At 47.0% G+C, this 26537-nt stretch carries 22 protein-coding genes; all 22 read left to right on the top strand.

The genetic code is table 11. The features are described 5' to 3' along the window. Positions 1–159: 159 nt before the first annotated feature. The 22 genes from rfbA (at position 160) to GCU85_RS03045 (ending at position 26537) form a co-directional block, all read left to right on the top strand. Positions 160–1038: a glucose-1-phosphate thymidylyltransferase RfbA gene (gene rfbA, locus GCU85_RS03150; RefSeq protein WP_152809365.1), complete on the top strand. Its 879-nt coding sequence runs from the start codon at positions 160–162 to the stop codon at positions 1036–1038. A gap of 43 nt (positions 1039–1081) precedes the next feature. Beyond that, a complete protein-coding gene (rfbC, locus tag GCU85_RS03145; protein ID WP_152809363.1) occupies positions 1082–1639 on the top strand; it encodes a dTDP-4-dehydrorhamnose 3,5-epimerase in 558 nt (185 codons plus the stop codon). Between the two features lie 157 nt (positions 1640–1796). Further along, positions 1797–2747, top strand: coding sequence for a dTDP-4-dehydrorhamnose reductase (gene rfbD, locus GCU85_RS03140; protein ID WP_152809251.1), 951 nt, complete (start codon positions 1797–1799; stop codon positions 2745–2747). Between the two features lie 26 nt (positions 2748–2773). Further along, complete coding sequence (gene rfbB / locus GCU85_RS03135) at positions 2774–3769, top strand: dTDP-glucose 4,6-dehydratase (protein WP_152809249.1); 996 nt, start codon at positions 2774–2776, stop codon at positions 3767–3769. A gap of 44 nt (positions 3770–3813) precedes the next feature. Then, complete coding sequence (gene gspE / locus GCU85_RS03130; protein WP_152809247.1) at positions 3814–5505, top strand: type II secretion system ATPase GspE; 1692 nt, start codon at positions 3814–3816, stop codon at positions 5503–5505. 3 nt (positions 5506–5508) lie between these two features. Further along, positions 5509–6705: a type II secretion system F family protein gene (locus GCU85_RS03125; protein WP_152809245.1), complete on the top strand. Its 1197-nt coding sequence runs from the start codon at positions 5509–5511 to the stop codon at positions 6703–6705. Positions 6706–6724: 19 nt separating this feature from the next. Further along, complete coding sequence (locus tag GCU85_RS03120) at positions 6725–7594, top strand: hypothetical protein (RefSeq protein ID WP_152809243.1); 870 nt, start codon at positions 6725–6727, stop codon at positions 7592–7594. Between the two features lie 32 nt (positions 7595–7626). Next, entirely contained in the window at positions 7627–8082 is a 456-nt protein-coding gene (gene gspG / locus GCU85_RS03115; protein WP_152809241.1) for a type II secretion system major pseudopilin GspG, read from the top strand. Positions 8083–8128: 46 nt separating this feature from the next. After that, complete coding sequence (locus GCU85_RS03110) at positions 8129–8617, top strand: GspH/FimT family pseudopilin (protein WP_152809239.1); 489 nt, start codon at positions 8129–8131, stop codon at positions 8615–8617. Continuing rightward, positions 8607–9086: a type IV pilus modification PilV family protein gene (locus GCU85_RS03105; protein ID WP_152809237.1), complete on the top strand. Its 480-nt coding sequence runs from the start codon at positions 8607–8609 to the stop codon at positions 9084–9086. The genes GCU85_RS03110 and GCU85_RS03105 overlap by 11 nt, the downstream gene beginning before the upstream one ends. 12 nt (positions 9087–9098) lie before the next feature. Then, complete coding sequence (locus tag GCU85_RS03100; RefSeq protein ID WP_152809235.1) at positions 9099–9776, top strand: prepilin-type N-terminal cleavage/methylation domain-containing protein; 678 nt, start codon at positions 9099–9101, stop codon at positions 9774–9776. After that, entirely contained in the window at positions 9773–10705 is a 933-nt protein-coding gene (locus GCU85_RS03095) for a type II secretion system minor pseudopilin (RefSeq protein WP_152809233.1), read from the top strand. Before GCU85_RS03100 ends, GCU85_RS03095 begins: the two co-directional genes overlap by 4 nt. An 84-nt stretch (positions 10706–10789) precedes the next feature. Then, positions 10790–11863: a PilN domain-containing protein gene (locus GCU85_RS03090; RefSeq protein WP_152809231.1), complete on the top strand. Its 1074-nt coding sequence runs from the start codon at positions 10790–10792 to the stop codon at positions 11861–11863. Position 11864: 1 nt separating this feature from the next. Continuing rightward, complete coding sequence (gspM, locus tag GCU85_RS03085) at positions 11865–12446, top strand: type II secretion system protein GspM (protein WP_152809229.1); 582 nt, start codon at positions 11865–11867, stop codon at positions 12444–12446. 5 nt (positions 12447–12451) lie between these two features. Continuing rightward, positions 12452–13009, top strand: coding sequence for a hypothetical protein (locus GCU85_RS03080; protein ID WP_152809227.1), 558 nt, complete (start codon positions 12452–12454; stop codon positions 13007–13009). 14 nt (positions 13010–13023) lie between these two features. Then, positions 13024–15228, top strand: coding sequence for a type II secretion system secretin GspD (gene gspD / locus GCU85_RS03075; protein ID WP_218110506.1), 2205 nt, complete (start codon positions 13024–13026; stop codon positions 15226–15228). Then, entirely contained in the window at positions 15225–15623 is a 399-nt protein-coding gene (locus GCU85_RS03070) for a hypothetical protein (RefSeq protein ID WP_152809222.1), read from the top strand. The genes gspD and GCU85_RS03070 overlap by 4 nt, the downstream gene beginning before the upstream one ends. A 278-nt stretch (positions 15624–15901) precedes the next feature. Next, positions 15902–17392 (top strand): hypothetical protein, encoded by a 1491-nt coding sequence (locus tag GCU85_RS03065; RefSeq protein ID WP_152809220.1) that lies wholly within the window; start codon positions 15902–15904, stop codon positions 17390–17392. 433 nt (positions 17393–17825) lie between these two features. Next, positions 17826–19370, top strand: a complete 1545-nt coding sequence (murJ, locus tag GCU85_RS03060) for a murein biosynthesis integral membrane protein MurJ (RefSeq protein WP_152809218.1) — start codon at positions 17826–17828, stop codon at positions 19368–19370. Between the two features lie 31 nt (positions 19371–19401). Continuing rightward, the gene (locus tag GCU85_RS03055; RefSeq protein WP_218110505.1) at positions 19402–21351 is read left to right on the top strand and encodes an autotransporter assembly complex protein TamA; all 1950 of its coding nucleotides are present in this window, start codon (positions 19402–19404) and stop codon (positions 21349–21351) included. A 37-nt stretch (positions 21352–21388) separates the two neighbouring features. Beyond that, a complete protein-coding gene (locus tag GCU85_RS03050; protein ID WP_152809214.1) occupies positions 21389–26038 on the top strand; it encodes a translocation/assembly module TamB domain-containing protein in 4650 nt (1549 codons plus the stop codon). 109 nt (positions 26039–26147) lie between these two features. Further along, positions 26148–26537: a rhodanese-like domain-containing protein gene (locus tag GCU85_RS03045; RefSeq protein ID WP_152809212.1), complete on the top strand. Its 390-nt coding sequence runs from the start codon at positions 26148–26150 to the stop codon at positions 26535–26537.

The raw sequence follows: 26537 nt of genomic DNA, 5'->3' as shown, positions 1-26537 counted from the left end.
TACCCACTGACTGTTAATTAAAAACGCGAGATGAACTAAACAATGAGCCAAACCAATGTCAACCAAACCAACGTCAACCAAACAAATGCCAGCCAAATCAATGCCAATCAGACAAATAAAAAAAGTCTGACTGCCGAAATGACTGCCGAAACTTCAGCAATGAATCAGAAAAAAAGAAAAGGTATTATTTTAGCGGGCGGTTCAGGGACACGCTTGCATCCGTTAACTTTATCGGTAAGCAAGCAACTAATGCCAGTTTACGACAAGCCGATGATTTATTATCCATTAACGTGTTTAATGTTGGCGGGGATTCGCGATGTGTTGATTATATCAACACCACGGGATTTGCCTGCCTTTGAAGCGCTATTAGGTGATGGGGCGCAATGGGGGATGAATTTTTCTTTTGCGGAGCAAGCGGCGCCTAATGGCTTGGCTGAAGCGTTTTTGATTGGTGAAAATTTCTTGGACGGACATTCCGCGAGTTTGATTTTGGGGGATAATATTTTTTATGGTCATGGGTTGGCTGAGCAATTAACTTTAGCGGATGCGAGGCAAAGCGGCGCGACGGTTTTTGGTTATTATGTGAATGACCCAAAGCGTTATGGTGTTGTCGGGTTTGATGACAAAGGGCAGGCGAATTCAATCGAAGAAAAGCCTGAGGTGCCCGCCTCAAATTATGCGGTAACGGGGTTGTATTTTTATGACAATACGGTTGTTGATATCGCAAAATCTATCAAGCCTTCCCCGCGCGGCGAGTTAGAAATTACCGATGTGAATCGGGTTTACTTGCAACAGCAATCCTTGTTTGTCGAGAAGCTAGGGCGAGGCTTTGCGTGGCTGGATACGGGGACGCATGATTCGCTAATGCAGGCGGCGAACTTCATTCAAGTCATCGAGGCGCGTCAAGGACTCAAAATCTGTTGTCCAGAAGAGATCGCTTATCGCAAGGGTTTTATTGATGCCGCGCAATTGGCGGCGATTGCGCAAACCACGATAAAGAGCGGCTATGGGCAGTACTTAATGACACTGTTGAAATAATGAACAGAATAACGAAGCGAAAAAACGAGGCAAAAAAATGGCGATGCAAGTAACCGAAACGGCGCTACCAGGCGTCTTGATTATCGAACCACCAGTGTTCGGAGATTCGCGGGGTTTTTTCTTAGAAACCTTTCGGTTGGATGCTTACCAAGCGATAGGGTTGCCTGCTTTTGTACAAAGTAACCATTCGCGTTCGCGACAAGGCGTGTTGAGGGGGCTTCATTATCAATTAACACAACCGCAAGGCAAATTAGTCCGCGTGAGCCGCGGTAAAGTCCTAGACGTGGCGGTTGATATACGAATTGGTTCGCCAACTTTTGGGCGATGGGCAAGTTGTATTTTAGACGATGTGTCACACCGTCAATTTTATGTGCCAGCGAACTTTGCGCATGGCTTTTTGGTACTATCAGAAACGGCAGACTTTGAATACAATTGTACGGATTATTACCATCCGCAAAGCGAACAAAGCTTATTGTGGAATGATCCAGAGATTGGTATCGATTGGGGTGAGATTTCGAACTTGACGCTGTCGTTGTCGGATAAAGATCGGCAAGCCTCGCGACTGTCAGAAAAACCAAAAGCACAATTGCCACACTATTGAGTCTTTGGGCGATTGAGTTTTTGAGCGATTGAGTCTTTGCGAGATTGTTGGGTATTATTGCCCCTGTTAGTTGCGCTTGTTGACGTGAAGCCAGGGCACGGTGGGAAACACGGCCGTTACTTAAGATAAATGAACAAATGGTAAACTAGAGACAGAGATGAAAATTGTAGTTATTGGTAAACAGGGGCAATTGGGGCGCTACTTACAGCAAACCTTGGGCGATACCGCCGTTTATTTGTCGCGGGATGCGCTCGATATGGCGGATACGGGGCTGGTTTTTGAGCGCCTGATGGCTTTTTCACCCGATATTATCGTCAATGCAAGTGCTTATACCGATACCAGTCGGGCAGAAAAGGAACCAGGCCTGGCTTATGCCGTTAATGCCGCTAGCGTTGCTGAAATCGCTCGGGTTGCCGCGCATCGAAACGCAACGCTTATCCATGTATCAACGGATTATGTGTTTGACGGTGAGAAGGTCGGAGGCTATCAGGAAAACGACACGCCTAACCCGTTAAATGTGTATGGTGCCAGCAAGCGGCTGGGTGAATTATTGATTCAAAAAATAACAGAAAAGCACATTATTATTCGAACGAGCTGGGTGTTTTCTGAATTCGGTCAAAACTTTGTCAAGACAATCGTTAATCTGGCAAAAAAGCGCGATGAGTTAGAAATCGTCAGCGACCAATTTGGTTGCCCCACCTATGCAGGACATTTGGCTGTCATGATTGCACAATTGGTGCATACGCTAAAAAACCACCAAGATGACCCTGAATTGGCATCAAAATTTGGCCTATACCATTACGCAGATAGCCCAGCTTGTTCGTGGTTTGACTTTGGCAATGCGATAGTTGCCTTGTCAAGAGAGGCCATGCCTGATATCACCGCCGCGCGTATTTTGCCTGTGGCTGCCAGTCACTGGCCGAGTAACCTGGTACGTCCCAAAAATGGTGAATTGTGCTGCCAGCATATAGCCGCTGTCTGGGGTGTTAAACGTCACGACTGGCAGTCAGGGCTTGTGTCTGTGGTAAACCAGCTAGCGAGCACCGAATTAACAAGCACCGAATTAACAAGCACTGAATCAGCTGACGCTGAGATAAAAAACGCATAATATGCTAACAAAACAAGGGAAACGTCATGTTTAATCCAAAGTCGATATTAATTACTGGGGGCGCTGGTTTTATTGGCGCTAATTTCATTCGTTGGTTGTTATCCCAGACGGATGCGACGATTGTCAATGTGGATAAGCTGACTTACGCAGCCAATCTAGCTTACTTGTCGGATATCAACGCCCCAAACTATCATTTTGTTAAGGCGTCAATTACAGACACGGAACGGCTTGATGCGCTGTTCGCTGAGTATCAATTCGATTGTGTGATTAATTTTGCCGCAGAAAGCCATGTAGACCGCTCGATTAGCGGTCCGATGGCGTTTGTAGAGACCAATATTGTAGGAACGGCGGTGTTACTGGAAATGGCAAGGCATTATTGGCAAAATCGCACTGCTGATGAGGTGCGATTTCATCATGTGTCAACGGATGAAGTGTTTGGCTCGTTAGCATTGACCGACTCTGCGTTTAATGAACAAACGGCGTATGACCCCAGCTCACCCTATTCGGCGTCTAAAGCAAGCTCAGATCATTTGGTGCGTGCGTGGCACCGAACTTATCAATTACCGGTTACACTGAGTAATTGTTCAAACAACTATGGTCCAGGCCAGCACGAAGAAAAGCTGATTCCTACCGTGATTCGCAACGCATGTGCTGGTAAATCCATTCCCGTTTATGGGGATGGCACGAATCGTCGAGATTGGTTGTTTGTCATCGATCACTGTGAAGCGATTTGGCAAATTATTAAACAAGGGGCAAACGGACAAACCTATACAGTGGGCGGCGGCGTTGAATTGTCTAATAACGAGGTGGTGCGTCTGATTTGTGCGCAGTTGGATCAACGCTATCCAGCGGCTTCGCCTCATGCGGATTTAATCGAATATATCGATGATCGTGCAGGTCATGATTGGCGTTATGCAATCGATTGTAGTAAGATAAATCAGACTTTAAATTGGCAAGCAAAACATGATTTTGCCTCAGCAATCGAGAAAACCATTGATTATTATACCGCCCAGTCGCGCTAACAAAACGCGCTAACAAAACGCGTTAACAAAAGGAATAAACCTATATGCCAAGTCATACTTTAGCCACAGTTTCTGATGATACTGTGATTGCACAATTACTCAGCAAAGGCTATTTGCGTGAGGATAGTTTGTTGCGTGCACAAAAAGTGAGTGAGACCACCAGTGACTCGGTGCTAAAGCTGTTGGTGAAGCTTGGTAGCTTGTCCGATCGGCATTTGGCCGAAACATTGGCGCATCTGCTTGAGGTGAAAATTATTGAAGAGTCTAATATTCCTGAGGACTTAGATTTGTCTAGTATTGGCGTGCCTGAGCAGTTTCTCGTTGAAAACGCCTTGCTGCCGATTGCCGTGACGGACGAGCGCTTAGATGTGGTGATGGTCGATCCTCGCGATCAATTTTTAATCCAAAGCCTTGCGATTGCTACGGGCAAGAAAATCAACGCCCTTATTGGATTACCTGTCGATATCGAGCGCTTTTTTGAAAAATTGCACAAAGGCGATAGCGATGACATGAGCCTTTTTGGTGTCAATGAAAACGACATTGAGCATTTAAAGGATTTAGCCAATGATGCGCCCGTGATTCGGTTGGTCAATGGTATTTTGCAACAAGCCGTTGAGCAGCGCGCATCGGATATTCATATAGAACCATTTGAAAATCGCATGAAAGTCAGATATCGCATCGATGGCGTATTGGTAGAAGCTGAGACGTTATCTGCGCAACAATCGGCTGCGGTTATTTCACGCGTCAAAATTATGGCGAAGCTAAACATTGCCGAACGTCGGCTGCCCCAAGATGGACGCATTCAATTTCGGGTGCAAGGCAAAGATTTAGATTTGCGGGTCTCAACCACGCCAACACTATGGGGTGAGAGCGTTGTCATGCGGATTTTGGACCGCGAACAAGTGATATTGGATTTTGTGAAACTTGGGTTTGAGCCTGAATTGCTGAATCAGTTTTTGGCTGTGTTAAATCAGCCACATGGTATTATTTTGGTGACAGGGCCTACGGGTTCGGGAAAATCAACCACGCTTTATACGGCGTTGAGCCACATTAATAGCCCAACGCGCAAGATTATTACCGCCGAAGACCCCGTCGAATACCAGCTAGAGGGCGTGAATCAAATTCAAGTCAAGCCACAGATTGGACTGACATTTGCTTCGGCGCTGCGTGCGATTGTACGGCAAGACCCAGATGTGATTATGGTGGGTGAGATGCGGGATTTAGAGACAGCGCAAATTGCCGTACAGTCTGCATTGACGGGGCACTTGGTGTTATCAACACTGCACACTAACGATGCACCTGGCTCTATTAGCCGATTGCTAGATATGGGGATAGAAGACTATATGATAGCAACAACGGTGATTGGGATTTTAGCGCAACGATTGTTGCGGCAACTATGCGAACATTGCAAAACCCCCGTACCTATCGATGCTAAATTAGCCGATGAATTATGCGTAACGGATATCCTTCGAGGGCGAGAGATGCAATCACATGCCGCTGTGGGTTGCGCGCACTGCGGCGGTACGGGTTATAAAGGGCGTTTGGCGATTACAGAGTTTATGCCCATCAATGACAAGCTACGGCAGGTTATTTTAAAACGCGCCACGGCGCAAGAGTTGAGCCAAACCGCACGCGCACAGGGGATGCGTACTTTGTTTGAAGACGGTATACTCAAGGTCGCTGCAGGAATGACCACGTTAGAAGAAGTCTTACGTGTGACGCAGCAGGAAGGCTAAACCATGCGTAAATTCAACTACCGTGCCAGTAATCAGCATGGCGATATGGTCAAAGGCCATGTAGAAGCAGCCGATGAACAGGGTGTCGTTGAACACATTAAATCACAGGGGTTAATCCCGCTGAATATTAAAAAAGCCTCGAATTTGGCTTTTACGTTAAATCAAATCGGGCGCCAGTCAATCGATGATAAGGTCATTGCGGTTTTTACGATGGAATTGGCGACGTTGCTAGAAGCAGGATTATCACTGGATCGTTCGTTGTCTATTTTAATCGAGATGGAAGAAAGCCCACCGTGGCGTATGGTGCTCGAGGATATTCTTGCCAAAGTAAAGTCAGGGCAATCGTTATCCCAAGCCATGCAGTCACAGAATGCCGTTTTTTCTGAGAGTTACGTCGGGTTGGTGCACGCAGGCGAGTTGTCTGGCTCGTTAGTGAATGTATTGGAGCAGTTATCTGAATATATTGAAAAACAGTTAGAAACTCGTGCGGCAGTTAAAAAAGCCCTGTTTTATCCAATCTTGCTATTAATTGTGGGTGTTGGTGTGGTGCTTTATTTGATGTTTAGCGTCGTGCCTATCTTTGCCGAAATGATTGAAAAAAACCAAACCGACCCGCCCTTTATTTCGGATATTATTTTTGTTGCCAGTTATGGGTTGACGAACTATTGGTACGTGTTTTTGATGGTGATTCTGATGCTAGCTGCGTATATTCAGTATTTGTTGCGTAGCCCGCAGAAAAAACGTTGGCGCGATCAACGATTGATTAATTCCCGTTTGTTGGGTGATTTGGTTCGTAGCAAGGAATTGGCTATTTTCTCTCGAACTTTGGGGACGATGCTGACGAATGGTGTGCCGCTAGCGATTGCGCTGCGTAGCGTTAAATCAGCCATGGGCAATCAGGTACTGAGTGAAGCAGTAGAAAGTGGTTTGCAATCGCTAAAGTCAGGGCGTGGCATGGCGAATGTATTGATTGCCTCGGGTCAATTTCCTACGATGGGCGTGCAGATGATTCGCGTGGGCGAGGAGACGGGCAAGCTAGAAAAAATGTTATTAAAAGTCGCGGATTTGTATGATAAGGAAGTCAGGGATAAAACCGATGCCATTGTCGCTAAAATTGCCCCATTGTCGGTGCTTTGTATCGCAGCGGTGGTGGTGTTTATTATGTTGGGTGTTATTTTTGCGATTTTTTCGTTGAGTTAACCCATCAATGACAATCTAAATGATGTTTTCTTTTTGGCGACGGTTGATTCAGGAAATTCGCGGATTTGTGGAGCATTTGCTCATCCCGAGTTTAGCCGTGATATTGCCGTGGCGTTGGTGCGTGTTTGTTTTTCATCAGCTGGCTAAATGGTCTTGGCTTTATCATGACTATGTGCCCACTATGTCGGAGCAAGCAGCGCAGTCTGGGCTCGTGGATGACGAAAAACGATGGCAGCAATACTGCAAAGTCATTCGTATGATTGATGCCGCGGATGTGTTTTTGTGCTTGACGCGGGGGCAGCGGTATTTAACCCGGTATGTGCAGCACAATTTCGATGAACGCCTAAGCAAACAAGCGATGATTTTTTTTCCGCATTATGGCGCAGGTATTTGGTTGTACCGTTATTTGGCGGCCAAAGGCGTTAAATCAAACCTGTTAGTTAATCCAATAGAGAAAAAGTTTTCTGGATATAATATACTATGTCGTCTAAGGATATGGGCGTTAGCACACCGTGCGAATACAACCGTCATTTATCCCAGCGATATGTTGACGATTCGACGCGCGTTGCGCGCAGGCGAAACGCTATTGGTTGCGCCCGATGTGCCTGAAACGGCTGGGGTGGGTGCCTTTAAGATTGAAACTGAGTTAGGTAAGCTCAATGTGATGTCAGGATTTTTTAAGTTGGCCGAGCGTCGCCAGCTACCCGTCTTTAGCGTGGTGTTAGGGTGCGATATTAGGACGGGGTTGCGTGAATTTGATGGGGCGTTTTTAATCGCGACATCCGCCACAGAAAATGCGACGTATTTTGCCCGCCAGACGGTGGCAGCCATTTTGCATCGTTCGTATTTATGGCATATGTGGGTGGCACGTCCGCAGGTATTATTTTAGAATGAACGTAGAATGAACAGGAGGAATAAGTAATGAATCAACAGACTTTAATGGCAAAAAAACCAGGTGCCTCACCAAGCGGCGCAACGAAACAAGGTGGGTTTTCGTTGTTAGAAATTCTCATTGTATTGGCGATTATTGGCGCTATCGTTGGTGGTGTGGCGGTTGCGATATCAGGCAAGCAAGATCAAGCGAATAAAGAATTGGCTTATCAGCAAATGGCAGGTATTCAAGGGGCGATTGCCACGTTTAGGCAGCACACGAAAAGGTTACCCAGCAATTTACAAGAATTAATGACAAAGCCTAGCGATGTCAGACGTTGGAATGGGCCGTATCTCAGCGAAGGGCAATTGGTTGACCCTTGGGGTAGTGATTATCAATACCGTCAGCCAGGTCAACACGGTCGGTTTGATATCTACTCATTCGGTGCCGACGGCAGAGCGGGCGGTGAAGGGCCTGATGAAGACATCGGTAACTGGCAACTATAAATCAGCGATAGGCTACCGCGTGATGCGATTTAGTGGGTTTTTTTAAATGACGAATGCCGTCAATGTGAACCAATCCTGTACTGTGAAGAAAAGTCATGACGGGTTTACGCTATTAGAAATTCTCATTGTACTGGCGATTATCGGCGCATTATCTGCCTTGGTTGTGCCTGCCATTATGGCAGGTCGAAATCACTACTTGTTGGCAGAAGAGACACGAACGGTTGCTGGCGTGCTGCGCTATACACGTAGTTTGGCGATGACTTCACAATCCGAGCGTGTCGTTGTGTTTGATATGGTCAATAAAACGGTGACTGCCCCGGGTGAGCGGCAAAATGCGATTGATGGCAGTATTGCGTTAGATGTCTTGACCGCAGAATCCGAGGTCGAAGGTGATCGCGCAGGTATTCGGTTTTACCCCGATGGCGCATCCAGTGGTGGGCGGGTGACATTAGTCTTGGGTGAAGACAAACGTGCCGTTGATGTTGTTTGGATGACGGGTCAGGTGAATATTTTAGAGGAATTCGATGCGTTGTAGACAGGGCAAGTTAACTTCATCGGCGAGGGTGGCTTCAGCGGCGAAGGTGACTTTGTCGGCAGGGTTTACGCTGTTGGAGACAATGATTGCCTTGGCGATTTTGGCGGGTGTTGCGGCAGCCGTTGCTCAACTGTATGCAAGTGGTGTAGAGACTACACTAGACGTCGAACGCGAAAGCCAAGCCTATATTTGGGCGCAATCCAAAATGGATGAGGCGCTATTATTCGATGATGTCAATGAAGCCGCAGGTCAAGGTATGATTGACGGGACACCGTTTACGTATAACATTTCAGTGACCGACCAGCCTTACCACGGCGAAGCGCGTCCTGGATTTGGTCTGCATCATATTGAAGTCGCCATTACCTGGGGGTCATCAGCGTACGATAATACCATCCGTATTGTGTCATTAAAGGCGCAGGCCAGTGATTTATCGAATCAAGCGCCTAGCGATGACCCATTGCGTTTTTGATTGGGTGCGCTTATGAATAATCGGTGTGCGCGTGGATTTACGTTATTGGAAATACTCATTGCCTTGGGATTGACGACATTGATTCTCGTGGCCGTTATGAAGCTGTTGGCCTACGGCGCAGAAGTTTGGTATGACAGTGATGCCACGATTCGCGCAACCGAAAATGATACGATTGCGATGGGGTTTATGCGCAAAATGCTAGAAAACGCCAAGCCGCTCGTTTGGGCAGAAGGGCCGCAAGGGGCGAGCATTACGTTTGAAGGCCGTGAAGATATACTTTATCTTGCTGCACCTTTGCCTGTCGCTAATGCACAAGCAATGGGGGTTTATGTGTTTGCATTTACCGTTGAGACTAGCGCTGAGGTCGATAACGCAGCGCTGGTGGTGAAATATTGGCCGTTAAGCGAAACGTCTTTGGCTGAGACATTGGCAGGGCCTGAAGCCTCAGAAGTGTTAATGACGGATGTGTCGCGTGTTCGGTTTGAATACTATGGTTATCCGCCTGACGTAACACCCGAGGTTGATATTGCGCCCCAATGGCTGTCTGAATGGACAGAGGGAACGACTTTTCCGTTAGCGGTGCGTCTGACAATCGATCGCGTTGATGATAACGACTCACGATTTGATACGCCTGTTAGGGCATCGTGGGAAAATGTGGTTATTGGGCTTAACCAGGCGGCTTTACGATGAAAAAACAGCAAGGCATCGTCTTGATTGCGGTATTAGTCGCCATGGGGGTGTTGCTTAGCTTGTCTGCCAACTATGTGCTGAATGTCAATCGTGAGACAGAGGCAATTGATGTCGTCAGCACGCGGGTACAGGCGCGATACAGTGCGTATTCAGGGGTGAATTATGCCATGTATGCGATGCAAGATAGCGATGCTGAAGTGCGCTGGAAGCCTGATGGCAGGCTATACCAAGCGACATTTTCTGGCGGTGAGGTTTTTGTGCGTATCGTATCAGAAGCAGGACGAGTAGATATCAATCAGGCAGATCAAGGGCTGTTAACTTTGCTATTTGTCTACGCAGGCTTAGAGGAGGTTGACGCTGAACAGCTGGCTGATAATGTCATGCACTGGCGCGGCGCAGGGGATGTGCCAGTTGGTAGCTCAGTTTCTGATGCCGATTATTTACAAGCGGATTTACCTTTGCCGAAACATCGTCGATTCTTATTCACCGAGGAGTTAGCGCAGGTGTATGGTGTTTCTCCAGCAACTTATCGGCAAATTAAGCCACTGATTACTGTTTATGGCGGTAGGAAAATCGATGCCATGGCCGCGCCAGATGCTGTTTTGGCAATGTTAGGTCTTGATGAAGCGGCCATTGCCGAGGTGCATGCACTGCGTGAAGCACAGCATAACGATGAAGTGATTGCAGTTGAATCAACTGAACTTTTTGGTTCGTATTTGGCCTTTGGTGTTCGCAGCCGCCATTATCGTGTGTTATCCTATGCAATAACGCCTGATGGGCAAAGCGAATCGGTCTATGCTGTTATGCAGGCACGACCTGATAGGAATGGCGCTTTTCAAATACTGGTTCGCGGTCTATTGGATGCCGAGTCAAAGCAAGGATTAATCGCCGCCGCAGAACAAAGACAGCAAGAATTAGTAGCTGAATAAGTATAAAATGGTTTATAATTATAAAGATAACGATAAGAAACCAATTAATATGTTAGTAAAAACCGTAAAAATAGGACAGTCATTATGTTTGCAGATGATGCTTCAAAAGCAAGCGCATCAATAATTCGCCGCACTACCCAAGCGCTACAGTATTGGGGTGATGCCCTAGTCAGCGTCTTGCCTGAGGCGGTAAAAAGTAACCTCATCGTCGGTGAAGAGCAACTAATCGTTGATGTTCAGTCTGACCGTATTACCATTGTCGATAATCAGCATGGTGAGTTGGTTAACTTAGGCGCATTTGAGCGTCAAGCCGAATATTTTGACAACGATGTGGTTACGTTGCTCAAGGCCAAAATGAATCCAGATAGCGAGCTTGTCTTGCGCGTTGCCAATGAAACCGTGCTGTCCAAGCCGCTAGATTTTCCTGTCAGTATTGCTGATAATTTGAATCAAACCGTTTGGTATGAGATCGAAAAACACACCCCGTTTGACAAAAATAGCATTTATTTTGACACCAAAATAGAACGCAAAAATGAAGAGCGTTTATTTGCACGGCTATTTATCGTTCATCAGTCGCAGGTGCAGATGCTGATTGATGCTTTTGCTCAGGCAGGTATCCTGTTTGATAAGCTATGCACGATAGACGAGACGAATATTAATTTACTACCTGTCGCCTCTCGTCGCAAGCAATCATTTTTCCGCTTTAATAAAAACTGGCTTTTAATTGGTGTGTTATGTCTGTTGGTGGCGATATTGTTTGCCGTGCCTGCTGCCTTTAAGCGCCTATCAGCGATTAAGTTGAACGAGCGGGTGCTTCAATTACAAGCTGGCGCGGAGGGTGAGGCGCTGCTTTGGCAGCAACGTGACGAAGCAGAGCAGGTGATGACCAGTTTTTTGGCATCGCGTCCTATCGCGTTTGCAACGCTGTATGAAGCGCTTGCTAGGCAACTGCCAGATGATACGTGGGTCAACGATTTTATTTATGATGGAAAGCAAGTTAAAATCAAAGGCGAGTCTTTGGATGCCGCTGGGTTGGTGGCAACGATTAATGCGAGTCCCTTGTTTACGAATGGGCAGATTTTGTCGCCGATTGTCCGGGCGAGACAGTCTGGCAAAGACCGATTTTATATTGGTTTTGATGTGATTCAGGCGCAATAGTATGACACGACAAGAAACGAAATTACTGACGGTTTTAGGCACGCTGCTAATGATAGCCGTGGTGGCGGTGCTAATTTTAGTACCGTATTTTCGCAAATTGAATTTTTACGAAAAAAATATCAGCGCCAGCGAACAACAAATTATTAATCTACAGCGCCAAGTTGCCAATAAGCCTGAATTACAAGCGGTGTTAAGTGAGTTTGAGGCGTTACTCGATGAGTCTAATTTATTTATGCGCGTCTCTGACAGAGAGGCGGCCGCCGCGCAGTTGTTATCATCGATAAAAAAAATCATTGAAGACGCAGGTGGGGAAATTAGCTCGATTAACCCAGCGCGTGCCAGAAATACAGACGAAAACTCGCGCACGGTATCGGTGCGCGTGAGTTTTGTGGTTGATAATGATGGGTTTGTGACCATACTGAGCGAACTGGCTGGCTACAAGCCATTGATGAATGTTGTGCAAACACGCATGGTTCCAATGATTAAGCGAACTCGCCAAGGTATCAGCGAAACAGGTCAACTGCGCCTGTCTATGGATATTGAAGCATTCTATTCACCTGAGACACCTGAGACGGGGGCGTAAATTTAATGAAAACGAGAGCCTCTAGACGCAATTATATTACAAAATGGTTGTTTGTCATGGTAACGATGGTTGCGATTTTGGTTGCGGCAATCAGTGTTTGGTCTTTTGTTGGTTATCGTTCAGTGATAGATAAAGTCAACAACCAGACGGCAGCGCCTGATCCGACGATAGCGATTGATATCGTGGCGGCAGATTTAGACGTGGCTGTGCAGGAAAAGCTAGACGATAGTTTGCAGCGACCGCTGCTATTTTCGACGCGTCGCCCTATTGTCGAGGTGATTGCGGAAACAGAAGAGGAGCCTGAAGCGCCAGTAGAAATTGAAGCATTAGATGAGTCGCTAGTCAGTGTCATTTTGACGGACTCAGTCCGCATGATTTTTTTATCAGGCGGCGATGGCGTTAAGCGATTGGAGCAAGGCATGGTTTATAAGGGCTGGACGCTTAGTGAAGTGAATAAAGATTCTGCGGTCTTTAACCAAGGGGAACAAACGACCGTGTTACAATTAAGAACGTTTGCAAATACATCACCTGTCAGGTCGTTACGATCGTTGGGTGATGAATAATGGGTAATATAAAAATGAATAAAAAAATCTTATGCGCGTTGGGCGTTTTTGCTTTGTTGGGGTTGTCGGGTTGTGCTAGTGAGTTGCAGGAACAAGAAACCATGAGCCGAATTCAGCAGGAATTGTTGCGTGAAAATCCGCTACAAATTCATGAAAATAGACGACTTTCAAACGAGGGCGCTGAAGGAGTTTATGGCGACAAAAACGGCGATAATCAGTCAGTAGAGGATACAGCACCTGTTTTTGAGTCAGAGCGCGCAACAGGCAGTGTTGTTAACCCCAACGCAAAACGGCCACAGTATACAGGTGGACGCTCGGCAGGTACTGTGACGCTAAATTTTGAAAATGCTGATTTGCGTGAAGTCGTTAAATTTGTGATGACGGATTTGTTGGAACAAAACTATATTTTATCACCTGCGGTGCAAGGTCAAGTGACGCTACAGACTAGCGAACCCATTGCCAAAGAAGACCTACTGCCGACGTTAGAAACGCTGCTAAAAGTCAATGGCGCGGTTATTGTCCAAGACGGTGATTTGGTGCGCATTTTGCCGCTAGGCGAAGCCAACCGCGGTACGCTGGCGCCTAAGGTCGGGCGAATCGATAGCCTTAAGCCTGGCTACGAAGTCCGTATTATTCCGCTGAAATATTTGTCGGCAACTGAAGCACAGAAAAACCTCGAGCCCTTTTTGCCTGCGGGCAGCCTGTTGCAAGTCGATCCTGTGAAAAATATCCTGACCGTTGCTGGTACTAGTTCTGAGCTGGCAAACATCCAGCAGACCATCGACACCTTTGATGTGGATTGGTTAAAAGGCATGTCAATTGGTGTTTATCGCTTGCAAAATGTCGGTGTTCAGGATGTGCTGCCTGAATTAGAGGGGTTGTTTGGTGCGTCAGGGTCTACGCCGTTTGCAGGGTTGTTTCAGTTTATCCCGATGGAAAGACTCAATGCCGTCATGGTGATAACGCGCCAAGAAAACTATTTGGTTGAAGCACGACGCTGGTTAGAAAAGCTTGATCGCACCAATAATGGCGAGACCGAGCGGCTGTATGTTTACCGTGTGCAGAATGGGCGCGCTGAGGATTTGGCGGGCGTATTGAGTGGTATTTTTGCTTCTTCCTCGTCAAGTACGAGTACTTCAACGCCACGAGACCCGTCGGTTGCGCCAGGGCAAACCCCAGTACGGGTGACGTCGCCGGCAGCGGTGGGTGCAGCGTCTAATGCTAGTAATGCGGGCAGCGCTAGCACAGGCAGCACAGGGGGGTCGGCAACGCTGCAGTCGAGTTTAAGTTCGAATGCTGGGGGGCGTTCTGGTAATGCCGTTGCGGGCGCGCAGGCGACAATTACCGCTGACGAAGTGAATAATTCTTTGGTGATTAAGGCAACGCCAGCAAATTATGATTTAGTATTGCAAGCACTACGCCAGCTTGATGTGCCTAAGTTGCAAGTCTTATTAGACGTGGTGATTGCAGAGATAAACTTGACCGATGATTTGCGCTATGGATTTAAATACTTTTTAGAAAAAGGAGGTGAAGGGGGAAGTCAGCAAGGGATTAGTGTGTCCCAAGTTCCTGAGAAAGCTGCGGGTGGGTTTAACTATACGCTTGCCAATATCGCAGGCAGGGTGAATGTGACAATCGACGCATTGGCACAAAAAGGCCTAGCACAGTTTCTATCCACGCCGTCGCTCATGGTGCTGGATAACGAAACAGCGACCATGAATGTCGGTGAAGATATTGCGATTCCTAATCCAGTTATTCAGAATGGAGATATCGTGAGCACCTCGACGACTTATTTAAACACAGGCGTTGATTTAGAGATTACGCCACGGGTCAATGCCGGTGGCGTGGTACAGTTAACGATTAAACAGCGGGTCAGTCGAAACAGTGGCACGGGAAGTGATGATGCCCCGAACATCTTTACCCGAGAGATTGCCAGTGCGATTAATGCCCAAGACGGTGAGACGATTGTGTTAGGCGGGTTAATCCAAGAGCAAAGCAATACCAGCCGCAATGGTGTGCCGTTATTACAGGATATTCCGCTTGCGGGTGCGCTGTTTCGTTCAACGGGGCGCAACACGACTCGCACCGAGTTGATTGTGTTGGTTACACCCCGCGTGGCGAGAAATGCAGACGAAGCGCTGAATATTACCCGAGAGTTCAGACAGCGCATGAAAGGCTTAGATATTTATAATGAAACAAAGAGGAAATATTCGCAATGATAAAAAAAGTAGGCATTGCCATGACCGTGGCATCGATTGTATCAACGTCATTATTGTTGGGTTGCAAAGACGAGGCGCCTGCCGCAGAGGTCATTACTGAAAAAGCCCTACAGCGTTGGGATATCCGTATTGCAGGCAAAGTCTATGGGCTGTATGATTTTTTAAGCCCTGCGCAACAAAAACTCTACGAACGTGAAGCGTATGAATTGAGTTATGGGCGTGGGTTGAATTATTTAGAGGCGGACGTGCAGTCAATCGAATGTAACGAGGCAGAGACCGCATGCGATGTCAAAGTGTTTGTTAAATACCAGTACAAAGATTTTCCTGGCGGACGTCCATTGGATGAAAAATGGGTCAAGGAAAACGATGATTGGTGGTATTTTGAGGCGAAGTAAGCGCTGAGAAGTAAGCGTTGAACATTAAAATAGGCACGCATCAGGATGGTCGCCCATCAGCATGGCCGCCGATTATTACCTAGGTTATCGCCTAGGTCATCGCCTAGTTTATTGCTTTATTAACAGCGCATTAACCGAAGTTAAGCGAAATGATACAAAAAAGTCGTGGTATTTTTAAACGTTTTGTTGTTTTTTTACCAAAACGGGTTTAGAATAGGTGGTACGGATTGTTTGAATTTGCAAATTGAGAATTAACTCACAATATTAGGAGAATAAATATGAACAAGAAGCTGATTTCAGCAGCAGTACTATTGGGGATGTCGGGTGCAGCGACGGCTGTGCACGTTAACCCAGACGGGAAGGGCCAAGTATTACTTTACCCATACTACACTGTAAACGGTGGTAAGGATACTTACTTCCACGTTGTTAACACCACAAATGAGTACAAAGCCGTTAAGGTTCGTATTAACGAAGGTGTGAACACATGGGAAGCTCTTGACTTTAACTTATACCTATCACCTTATGATGTATGGGCGGGTGGTTTGACAATGGGTGAGGACGGTGTGCCAGAGCTTTATACGCCTGATACCTCATGTACTGCGCCTGCAATTAACGGCAGAGTTGACTTGCGTACATTCAATATTGATAGCTATGCACAAGACCAAGAGCCTGCAGCGTTTGACGATATTGATCCTGTTGAGCGATTAGCAGAAGGTCATATCGAAATGATCGAAATGGGTATCATCGAAGATGACGCTGACCCAGCAACGGCCGCTTTAATCAAGACCTACATCAAGCACGTTAATGGCGTTCCTGGTGATTGCGAAGCCTTAGTTGATTTATTCAGATCAGGTCCTTGGGCGACTAACGAAGCACAGTTCTTGCATGCGCCAACAGGCGGCCTATTCGGTACAGCCGAAATTATCGATGTTGCCAATGGTATCGACCGTGGTTACAGTGCGACAGCGATTGCTGACTTCTGGGATTTAGACGCGGCTACTGATGCGACGAATGCACACACGTTCCCAGGCACCTCGTATCCAAACCTAAATGGCCAAACAGTACAGGCTGGTACACTTTTGGTTATGGGTAGTGTTGATGCTGATATCGCTTACACAGATGCGGCTGGCGCACAAGCAGTAGTTAATGATGCAGGCTTAGGCTCTACGGTCGAAGCATTATCAGCAGCATTGTCTGTTGCTAGCTTGTCTAACCAGTTCTACGTGGCTGACTCTGTGAATGGTGCAACCGATTGGGTAGTTACTTTCCCAACTAAGCACTTCTTCGTGAACGGCGACTCAACTGCGGCAGACTTCAAGTCTGGTCAGTTTGGTTTAGACCCAACACCAGGTCCTCTAGAAGCTGATGTATTCAACGGTTTAGCACCATTTGATAACGGCTTTGCAGTTGATATTGAAATGAGTCTGTATGACCGTGAAGAAGAAACTGTAACTGCAGATATCGACTTCTCACCATCTGGCACAAACACTGGTCGTATGCTTTTCGAAGTTAACGTCCTTGAGTTTGCAGCCGATCGTTCGGTACTAGACTCAACGCTAGCAAGCCAAATCAACGTGCCAGCAGGTTGGCAAGCAGGTTGGGCACAGCTTGACTTTAGTGCTCAGCAAGTTACTGGCGCTACATTAGCTGGTATGCCTGCCATTGGTTTTGCTGCACAAGCTGCACAAAACGGTACACTAGGTGGTGGTTCTACACTAGCTAACTACGCGGCGTTGTTCGATCACGTTTATGGTAAAGCGTTACCATAGATTGCTAACAGCAACGCCATAATTTATTAATTTAAATTATATGTAGTAAAAGCGAGGCTTCGGCCTCGCTTTTTTTATGCCGCTAATGTATGTATAGCAATGTATCGGTATCGCAATGATTATGCGGTGATTATGGCGATGATTGTGGTAATGCAAATTGACAGTCTTCTAGCGATTTTGTCTAGCAGTGTTGTCTAGCGGTGTTGTCCAGTAGTTTTGGAGCAGCGTGAAAGCGTGAAAGCGTGAAAGCGTGAAAGCGGTAAGCGGTAAGCGGTAAGCGGTAAGCGGTAAGCGGTAAACGTGAAAAGGGTTTTGCTAACGCCTTTGATCGCGCCTTTGTTAACGCCTTTGATTGCGTCTTGGCGGCAGTTTTCCTAGACCTTAATGGCGTATCAGCGCTATAATACCGCTTTGATAGAATGAGCGGCTGGCAATGAATCGATTACTCAAATCCTCTGGCGTTTTTGCGCTGATGACGATGGTCTCACGTGTGCTGGGGCTGGTGCGAGATATCGTTATTGCCAAATATTTCGAGGTCGGTCAGACGGATATTTTCTTCACTGCGCTACGCATCCCCAATACGTTGCGCCGATTTTTTGCCGAAGGCGCATTTGCTAATGCGTTTGTCCCTGTGCTTAACCACAGCAAGGCACAGGACAGCGACGATGAGTTACAATCACTCATTAACCATGTTTTCGGTGTATTAGGCTTTGCGTTATTGATTATTACGCTGCTCGGTGTTACCTTTTCTGGTGCGCTGATTGCGGTGATTGGCTTTGGTTTTGCCGATGATCCCAATCGCTTAGCATTGGGTGAAACCATGTTGCGCATTACGTTTCCGTATATTTTATTGATTTCACTGACTGCTTTTTTTGCGGGTATTTTAAATGCCTATCACAAATTTGCCCTACCTGCGTTTACCCCAGCCTTATTAAACATCGCGTTGATTATCGCCGCGCTTTATTTTCGTGAACGATTTAATCCACCCGTTCTGGCACTGGCTTGGGCGGTGTTTGTGGGCGGGATTTTGCAGCTACTCATTCAAATCCCGACACTGTGGCGGTTAAAACGACTCCCTGTGCCCAAAGTCAGCTTTCGCCACCCAGGCGTTAAAAAGGTATTTACGCTCATGCTACCAACGCTACTGGGTTCGTCAGCGGGGCAAATCAATATTCTGCTTAACACCGCATTGGCCTCGTCATTAGTATCGGGCAGTATTACTTGGCTGTATTATTCAGATCGATTGGTTGAATTGCCCGTGGGCATTATTGGGGTGGCGATTGGCACGGTGATTTTGCCTCGACTCGCAACGCTTAAATCAAGTACGGATAGCCTGCAGTTTGCCAGCACACTGCAGTGGGCGATACGTTTGGCGATTGTGATTGGCGCAGGTGCGGCAACTGGATTGGTGATGCTGGCGTTACCGATGATGATAACGATTTTGGCACGAGGTGAATTTAGCCTGTACTCTGCGCAAATGGCGGCAAATAGTCTGCAAGTATTTGGATTCGGGGCGTTTGCGTTAATTGTGGTCAAAGTCCTTGCACCTGGGTTTTACGCGCAACAAAATACCAAAACACCCACCAAAATTGCCCTATTTTGCATTGCGGTTAATATTGTATTGGCGCTATTGCTTTATCGCCGCATGGGGCACGTTGGGCTGGCACTGGCCTCGACGGTCGCGAGTTTTGTCAATGCTGGGTTGTTATTTGTGTTTTTACAACGCGCTAGCGCGATGTTAGCCGATAAAAACTTAGCTATATTCGTGATGAAAGTGTTGGTGGCTAATGCTATCATGGCAATCGCTTTGTATGGCGCGAATGCTTGGTTGACAGCGGACGGCAGTTGGGGCGACCTTTCACAATGGCAGCGCGCTGGGTATTTGGCAGCGTTAATCTTTTTCGGTATGATAAGCTATTTGGTGGCGCTATTTTGCGTGCGCATAGAATTTAAGAAGCTTATTCAGTTAAAGGGTTAACGTGATAATAGTAAAGCACAGGATGCTGTCCATGTCAGTCGTACCAACCAGATTGGCGTGTCGGGCGTGGGCGTGTCAGATGTGGGCGTGTCAGATGTGGACGTGTCGGGCGGATTTATTTCGTCGCTTGATTATGGTGGTTGGTTTTTGTTTGTTGCCGCTCAAGTTGCCTGCAGGGTTGCCTGCAGAGTTGCCTGAAAGCGCGTCTGTTGATGCGTCTGTTGATACAGCGGCAACACCAGACCAATCTGCTATTGTAGCGCAAGTATCGCCAACGGAAGTATCGCCAGCTGAAGTATTGCCAGCGGAAGGGGCAACTCTGCAGGTCGCAGTAACGGGCGTGGATGACCCTGCATTAATAGAAAATATCAATGCATTTTTGGAGATTTTAGCAGAATCCGACCAAGCAATTGATAATCCGCCGTATATCCAGTACCTAATTGAGCGGGGCAAAGCCCAAATCAGCACCGCGCTGCAGCCTTTTGGTTATTATCAATCCACGGTGAATGTTGTCAGCGCAGCGGCTGGCACAGGCGATAGTTGGCACGTTGATTATCAGGTCGTTATTGGCGAGCCAACGACAGTGAGTGCAATCGAGGTAAAGGTGGTTGGCGCAGGGGCGGCGGACGCTGATTTTGTCGAACAACGCCAAGCATTTCCGTTTCAGCGTGGCGATGTGCTTCAGCAAATCGAATACACTGCGTTTAAAAACGCACTGGCGGATATTGCCATTGAAAAAGGCTACTTCGATGCCGATTTCACCACCGCAGAAATTCGCCTTGCAGCCGATCTGCAAACCGCGACGGTGGCGCTGACTTATGATACTGGGCCGCGGTTTACATTTGATGATCCGACTATTTCACAGGATTTTTTAAACGATAACCTATTTTCACGTTATAACACGATTGAAAGTGGGCAAGCCTACTCATCAGGGGCGATTGCTGATTTGCAGCGCGATTTATACAATTCGGGCTATGTGCAGCTGATTGATGTAACCGCTAAGCCCGATCGCGACAGCAAAACCGTGCCAGTGGATCTTGCGTTAACACCCAAAAAAAACAAACGCCATCGCTTTGCTTTGGGTTTTGAAACCGATTTGGGGCCAAGGTTTCAGTACGAATTTGATTGGCGCTGGGTTAACCGCCGTGGTCATCAGCTAACCAGTGATTTCTTTATCTCGCCCGAATGGCAGCAGACAGGCGTTGAGTATCGAATTCCAGCGAACAAACCTGCTACTGACTACTATAAGTTGTTTGCCGATGTGACCTTAGATAAAACGGACAACCGTGATGTGACAATATGGCAAGTGGGCGGTGCGTATCGTGATCAAGTCGGTCATTTGGCGCGCGAGTTTGGTGTTAAATGGTCCCAAGAAAATTTCGAAATTGGTAATGATGCCGCTAATGTCGCTTTGCTAACACCTTATTTTCATTTGATTTATCATAAAACCGACGATCCGCTGAATACCCGCGATGGATTAGCGGTCGAAGGGTATGTGACTGGGACGGATGCGAGCATCAGTGATATTAGCTTTTTACAAGCCGTTGCCAAAGCAAAATATATTAAGCGATTCGATGAGAAGCATAAAATAACCACCAAAGGGGCGATTGGCCAAACTTGGACGGATGATTTTCATGTGCTGCCACCGAGTTACCGCTTTTTTACGGGCGGTGATAAAACAATCCGTGGTTATGGTTTTCAGTCTATCGGCGATGTTGATGGTTCGGGGGATGTTATTGGTGGAGACAGACTGGTTTTTGCCAGTGCAGAGTATAGTTATTTCTTCAAAGACAACATGGCAATCGCAGCCTTTGTCGATGCAGGAGATGCCTTTACCTCTGATTTTTCTATCAAAGTCGGTGCTGGGTTAGGGTTTCATTATTATTCCCCCATAGGCCCTATCAAAGTCGATATCGCCCATGGGTTTGATGAGACGGGCGATGCGGTGCGGTTGCACTTAAATATTGGTCCTGACTTGTAAGCGTTGTCAATGCGTAATAAATAAGGATAGATAAATAATGACAAATAACATGCCCGACCCAAAAACACCCTCATCGGACTTGCCCGTGACGCCTGCCTATCAAACCGAAACGAAACAACCAACCAGCCGTCCTCGCCATGGGCGAAAATGGTTTTTGCGGATAATCGGTGCGTTGAGTGTACTGATTATTGGTGTTGTTGCTTACTTGTGGTTTGTTTTTTATACGACAGCGGGGCTACAGCATGGTTTGTCGTTAGCCAGTCGATTGAGTGGGTATCGAATTTCAGTGGATACGGTGACGGGTGATTTGGCGCGTGGTGCTACGCTAAAATCCCTGACCGTGACTATGGATGCCGCAGTCTCGACAAATGAAACGCCAAATGAAACGCCAAATGAAAAACCAAATGGGTTTAGTTTACAGGCCGCACAATTGGACGTCACGCTGCCGATTGCAAGGCTCATTAACCGCCAGTTTGTGATGGAGGTAATTCATCTTAGCGATGCCGAAATCACCTTAAATACAAGTGGCGAGAATGCGCCGAAGGTGCCAGAAAAGCCAGCTTTTTCATTGACAGACATCACCTTGCCAAGCCTGAGTCTACCTGTTGATATATGGTTAAATGACGTGCAACTGACTGATGTGCGTATTTATATGGGTGCTTCGAAAACGCCTGTGTTTTATGTGGAGCGATTTCAGACCGCACTCACGTATGTGGCGCAAGTCGCCACAATCCAAAGGTTTCATCTGCAAAGCCCAGATATCGATGTAGATTTGACGGGGCATCTCGAAACACGGGGGGATTATCCTATTTTTTTGCAGCAAAACGTCGATCATGCTTATTTATCTGCGCCTCAAGACAGCCCGCTGGAAATTACCACGGAAATTACCACTGCCACCACCACTGAAACGCCCGATTTTGCCAATCAATTACAGATAACGGTCGATGGCAATTTAAAAACGGCATTAAATGTGGCGATGACGCACACGGGGTTGGTGCAGTTGCAATTGGCGGGCAGTGTACAAAACCTATTGACTGAACCGACAGTGGAAGCAACGCTTAATTTAGCGCATTTGGCAGGCGAAGTGTTAGGGCAGCCAGACTTTAGCGCAAACGCTGCTATGACATTGACAGGTCAATTTCATGAAGCATGGCAACTCAATAGTTCAGGGTTTTTTGCTTTGCAATCGCCACAAACCGATAAAATTTCGGGGCAATTTTCAGGAGCTTTAAAAGACAACGTGATAGCGTTGTCGACGCTAAAAGTCCAGTCGGCAGTGACGGGGCAGACGATTCAAGGAGCAGGAGAATTTCACCTAAAAAATCAGCATTTTTCGGCTGTCATAAAAAGTAAAGCGCTGCAATGGCCGTTATATCACAACGCACAAAATGCGGTCGACCAAAGCGCTACCGACCAAAGCGATACGGGTCAAAACAGCGCTACCGACCAAAGCGCTACCGACCAAAATACGGGCACACCTGCGTTGATGCTAGCGGATATGATGGTAACAGCAATCGGCACAATCGACGATTATCAGGTGGATGCCAGTGGGGTCTTGTTGCCTGGTGCGTTGGCAGCAGCGGTTCCTGTTGACGTTAATGTTAAGGGCAATCAAGCAGGGCTTCAGACGCTAACCCTTGTCGCTAATCCGAATGCGCAACCCATTCGCTTGACAGGCAATTTACACTGGCAACCAACACTGGCGTACGAGGTTGTGCTGGCGTCTCCTTATATCGACACGGCTGCTTTGTTGGGGTTGGAGTCGAGTTTGCCAATTGAACAGCTGACGCTACAAGCGCGTGGTGAGCAAAACACCTATAGTGTAACGGGTGCTTTACAAACAGATGGTATGCAGCAACGCGAATCAAATGACAAAGCGACGCAGGCGAGTGCTACATCGTTAGCAACACCGACAACGCCAACAACACTTAGTTGGACGATAGAAGGCGATGCAAGGCATCTAAAGCAGGCGTTATTTGTACTAGAGAATAAATCCCTTAACACAGCAATAAGCCAAGCAATAGCGCAGGAAAGCCACACAATCGATACAAGCGATACAAGCGACGCAAACCCTGAAGATCCCGCAGAAAACCAAGCAAATGACAGCGGAAAACTAAAAATCCAAGCGACTGGCACTTGGGCGCCATTATCCATTCAGTCCAATGTGCAGGCAATTCGCTTTGAGCCACAGTGGCTTTTCCCCGATTTATCAGGCAGTATCAATGCGAACTTAGGCGCAGAGATGATCGAATCAGCATCGGGGATTGAGATAATGGCAGAGCTGATGGAATTAACGGGGCAATGGCAACAATACCCAGTATCAGGCACTGGGCGTATTCATTACGCGCTGACTGGACAGCAACTAACCTTGGATGAAGTTAATATGCAACTGTCGGAAAATCAGCTCAGTGCAACAGGCCGAGTGATGTTAGCCACGCCAGAGGTACAAAATGAAGAGGCGAAAAAACAAGCACAAGAAAACAACCTGCAAATCGACATTAATGCCACTGATCTAAGCCGATTATTGCCCCAGTTAGCGGGTGAGGTGCAAGGTGATTTGATGATTACTGGTTCAACGGCTGCGCCGAAAATACAATTTAAAGCGAGCGGCAACGCATTGGCATATCAAGCAAATCGCTTAGCGTCATTCGATGCAGCAGGAACATTCGCGGCAGCGGATGAGGCGATGGATTTGGATTTTAATGCATCACAGCTAGTCCTTAATGCCCAGCCGATTGAAACACTGGCGGCCTCTGTGACGGGGAATTTTGCTTCCCATTTGATAGAACTGGCGATGACAGCGCCAGAGCAATCGTTAGCCGTTAAATCAAGCGGCGCGCTGGATGTTGCAGAAAAAACATGGCGTGGCAAAGTGGATTCATTGAATGTGCGTGATAAACAGGCGGGCGCATGGGCGCTGAATCAGCCTAGCGCTTTGGTGCTTGCTGCAGACAAACAGCAGATAAATCAGTTTTGTTTGCGCCAATCGGGGCAGAAAAAAAGTGAACAAGCAACGATTTGTATTGATGGGAGTATTGATGAGCGTGCGGGCAACGCTAATGGGAATACTAATGGCAATACTAATGGCAATACTAAGGGCAAGACTAAGGGTAATCAAGGGCGTTTTGATATCACTGTGCGGTCGTTAGCTAGTGCCAGTTTTGCTCAGTATTTCCCTGATTTGCTTGATTTAGATGCTGTTTTTTCGGCAGATGCTCGTGTTGAATTTGTTCAGGGCGCGCCCCGTGTCCAAGGGGAAATTCATGCAGTAGACGGTGCATTGGCGGTCAAGTTAACCAATGGGGTTGCGCGTCATAAAATCAACAAACTAAAGACAACCTTTGAATTGCAAGATAAGCGTTTAGCGACAGAAACCGTGTTGGATATAGCGGAGGTTGGTCAGATCAATTTGCTGGCAGGGTTGCCTGAAATAATGGAGGATGCGGCGGCACAAGCAGTTCAGGCCAGTTTGCAGTTAAATTTTCCGAGTATTGCCTTTGTCGCGCCTTTTTTGCCTCAGCTTCAGTCAATCGAAGGCGGTGTTTCGGGTAAAATTGACTTATCAGGCAAGCTCAATCAACAGCTTGATATCGCGGGTGAAATTGCGCTAACCAAAGGGCGGTTTGATGTGCCACAATATGGCACGCGGGTTCGTGATATTCGCCTGCGACTCTTTGCTAAAGATAATCAATTGCTCGGGTTTGATGGTGGTGCAACGTCTGGGGCGGGGCAGTTAACACTAAGTGGCGAGCTTGACCCTGTGTCGCAACAAGGCAGTCTTGTCGTTGCTGGTCAAGACTTTCAACTGGCGGATTCACGCCAATTAAAACTGGCTTTATCGCCAGATTTAACCGTCCAATTTGCCGATGCAATTAGCGTCCGTGGGGAGGTGTTAATTCCAGAGGCGTTGATTGTGCCAGCATCCACAGGGACCAAAGTCTATGCCTCTGATGATGTCATATTGCCCGATAATCAAACCGATGAAAAACCCAATCAAAGCCCTGTCGAAATGGATATAACCGTCAAGCTCGGCGATTCGGTCAAGGTTGCGAGTGCTGATATTGAAACCCGTTTGATGGGCGAATTAAATATCACTGCGGCACCACAAGAGCAACCGACGGCTGCAGGTGTCATCGCGGTAGAAACAGGTGAGCTTCGCTTGTATGGGCAATTACTCAATATTGAGCGTGGACGTGTGATTTTCAGTAATGGTCCCATTGATAACCCAGCGTTGGATATTAGCACCTCGCGCGCGATTGAGAGCGAGGGTATCGTGGTTGGTGCCAATATTTTAGGCACAGCGAAAAGACCTGAAATTTCGCTGACGTCGACGCCCAGTATGGCTGATTCCTCTATTTTGTCGTATCTGTTGTTTGGTCGGCCACCCAATAGTGATTCGTTTGGTACAATGGCGCTATTGCAAACAGGTGGTGTGATTGGCACGAATACCTTGGCGCGAGATATTCGTTCTTCGGTGGGGTTAGATGTGCTTGATTTTAGCTTGACTGGTTTTGAAGCGGGTAAATATCTGTCTAAAGAATTATATTTTGGTCTAAGGTCTGATTTTTTTAGCGCAATCAATGAATTTTTGGTAGAATACAAGATTAATAGCCGCTTAAAACTAGAGGCGGCTTCAACGGGTGTATCGACGTCTGCTGATTTGATTTATTTGATTGAGACAGATTAAATGACTGGATAAATGTAGCGCGGCTAAATTCAGCGAGAATAGATCCAGCGAGAATAAATTCAGCGAGAATAGATTCAGTGAAGCAGGTCGAAAAAATAGGGGTAACTAAATGAAAAAACAGATAAAAAAACAAATAAGAACAATTAAAAAAAGCATACTAACATTAACCCTAGGCGCAGGTCTTGTGCTGGTACTGTTGTCTAGTCATTTTTCGCAGGCAGCAGATAATACGCTATTGATTGACGTGAGAACACAAGCAGAGTTTTCAGAAGGTCACTTACAAGATGCGGTGTTAATCCCCTATGATGAAATCGCGCAGCAAATCGCTAGTGCGGCGATTGATAAAAATCAACCCATTCAACTCTACTGCCGTTCAGGGCGGCGTGCAGAAATAGCACTGCAAACTTTGTCACGCTTAGGTTACCACAATGTGCGCAATTTGGGCGGGTTAGATGAAGTACAGGCCAGCGGGCTTCCGTTGGTTGTGAAAACGGACTAA

This window comes from Ostreibacterium oceani, assembly GCF_009362845.1.
Taxonomy (GTDB): domain Bacteria; phylum Pseudomonadota; class Gammaproteobacteria; order Cardiobacteriales; family Ostreibacteriaceae; genus Ostreibacterium; species Ostreibacterium oceani.
The sequence above is the reverse complement of the archived record's forward strand: the minus strand, read 5'-3'. Positions and strand labels throughout refer to the sequence as shown.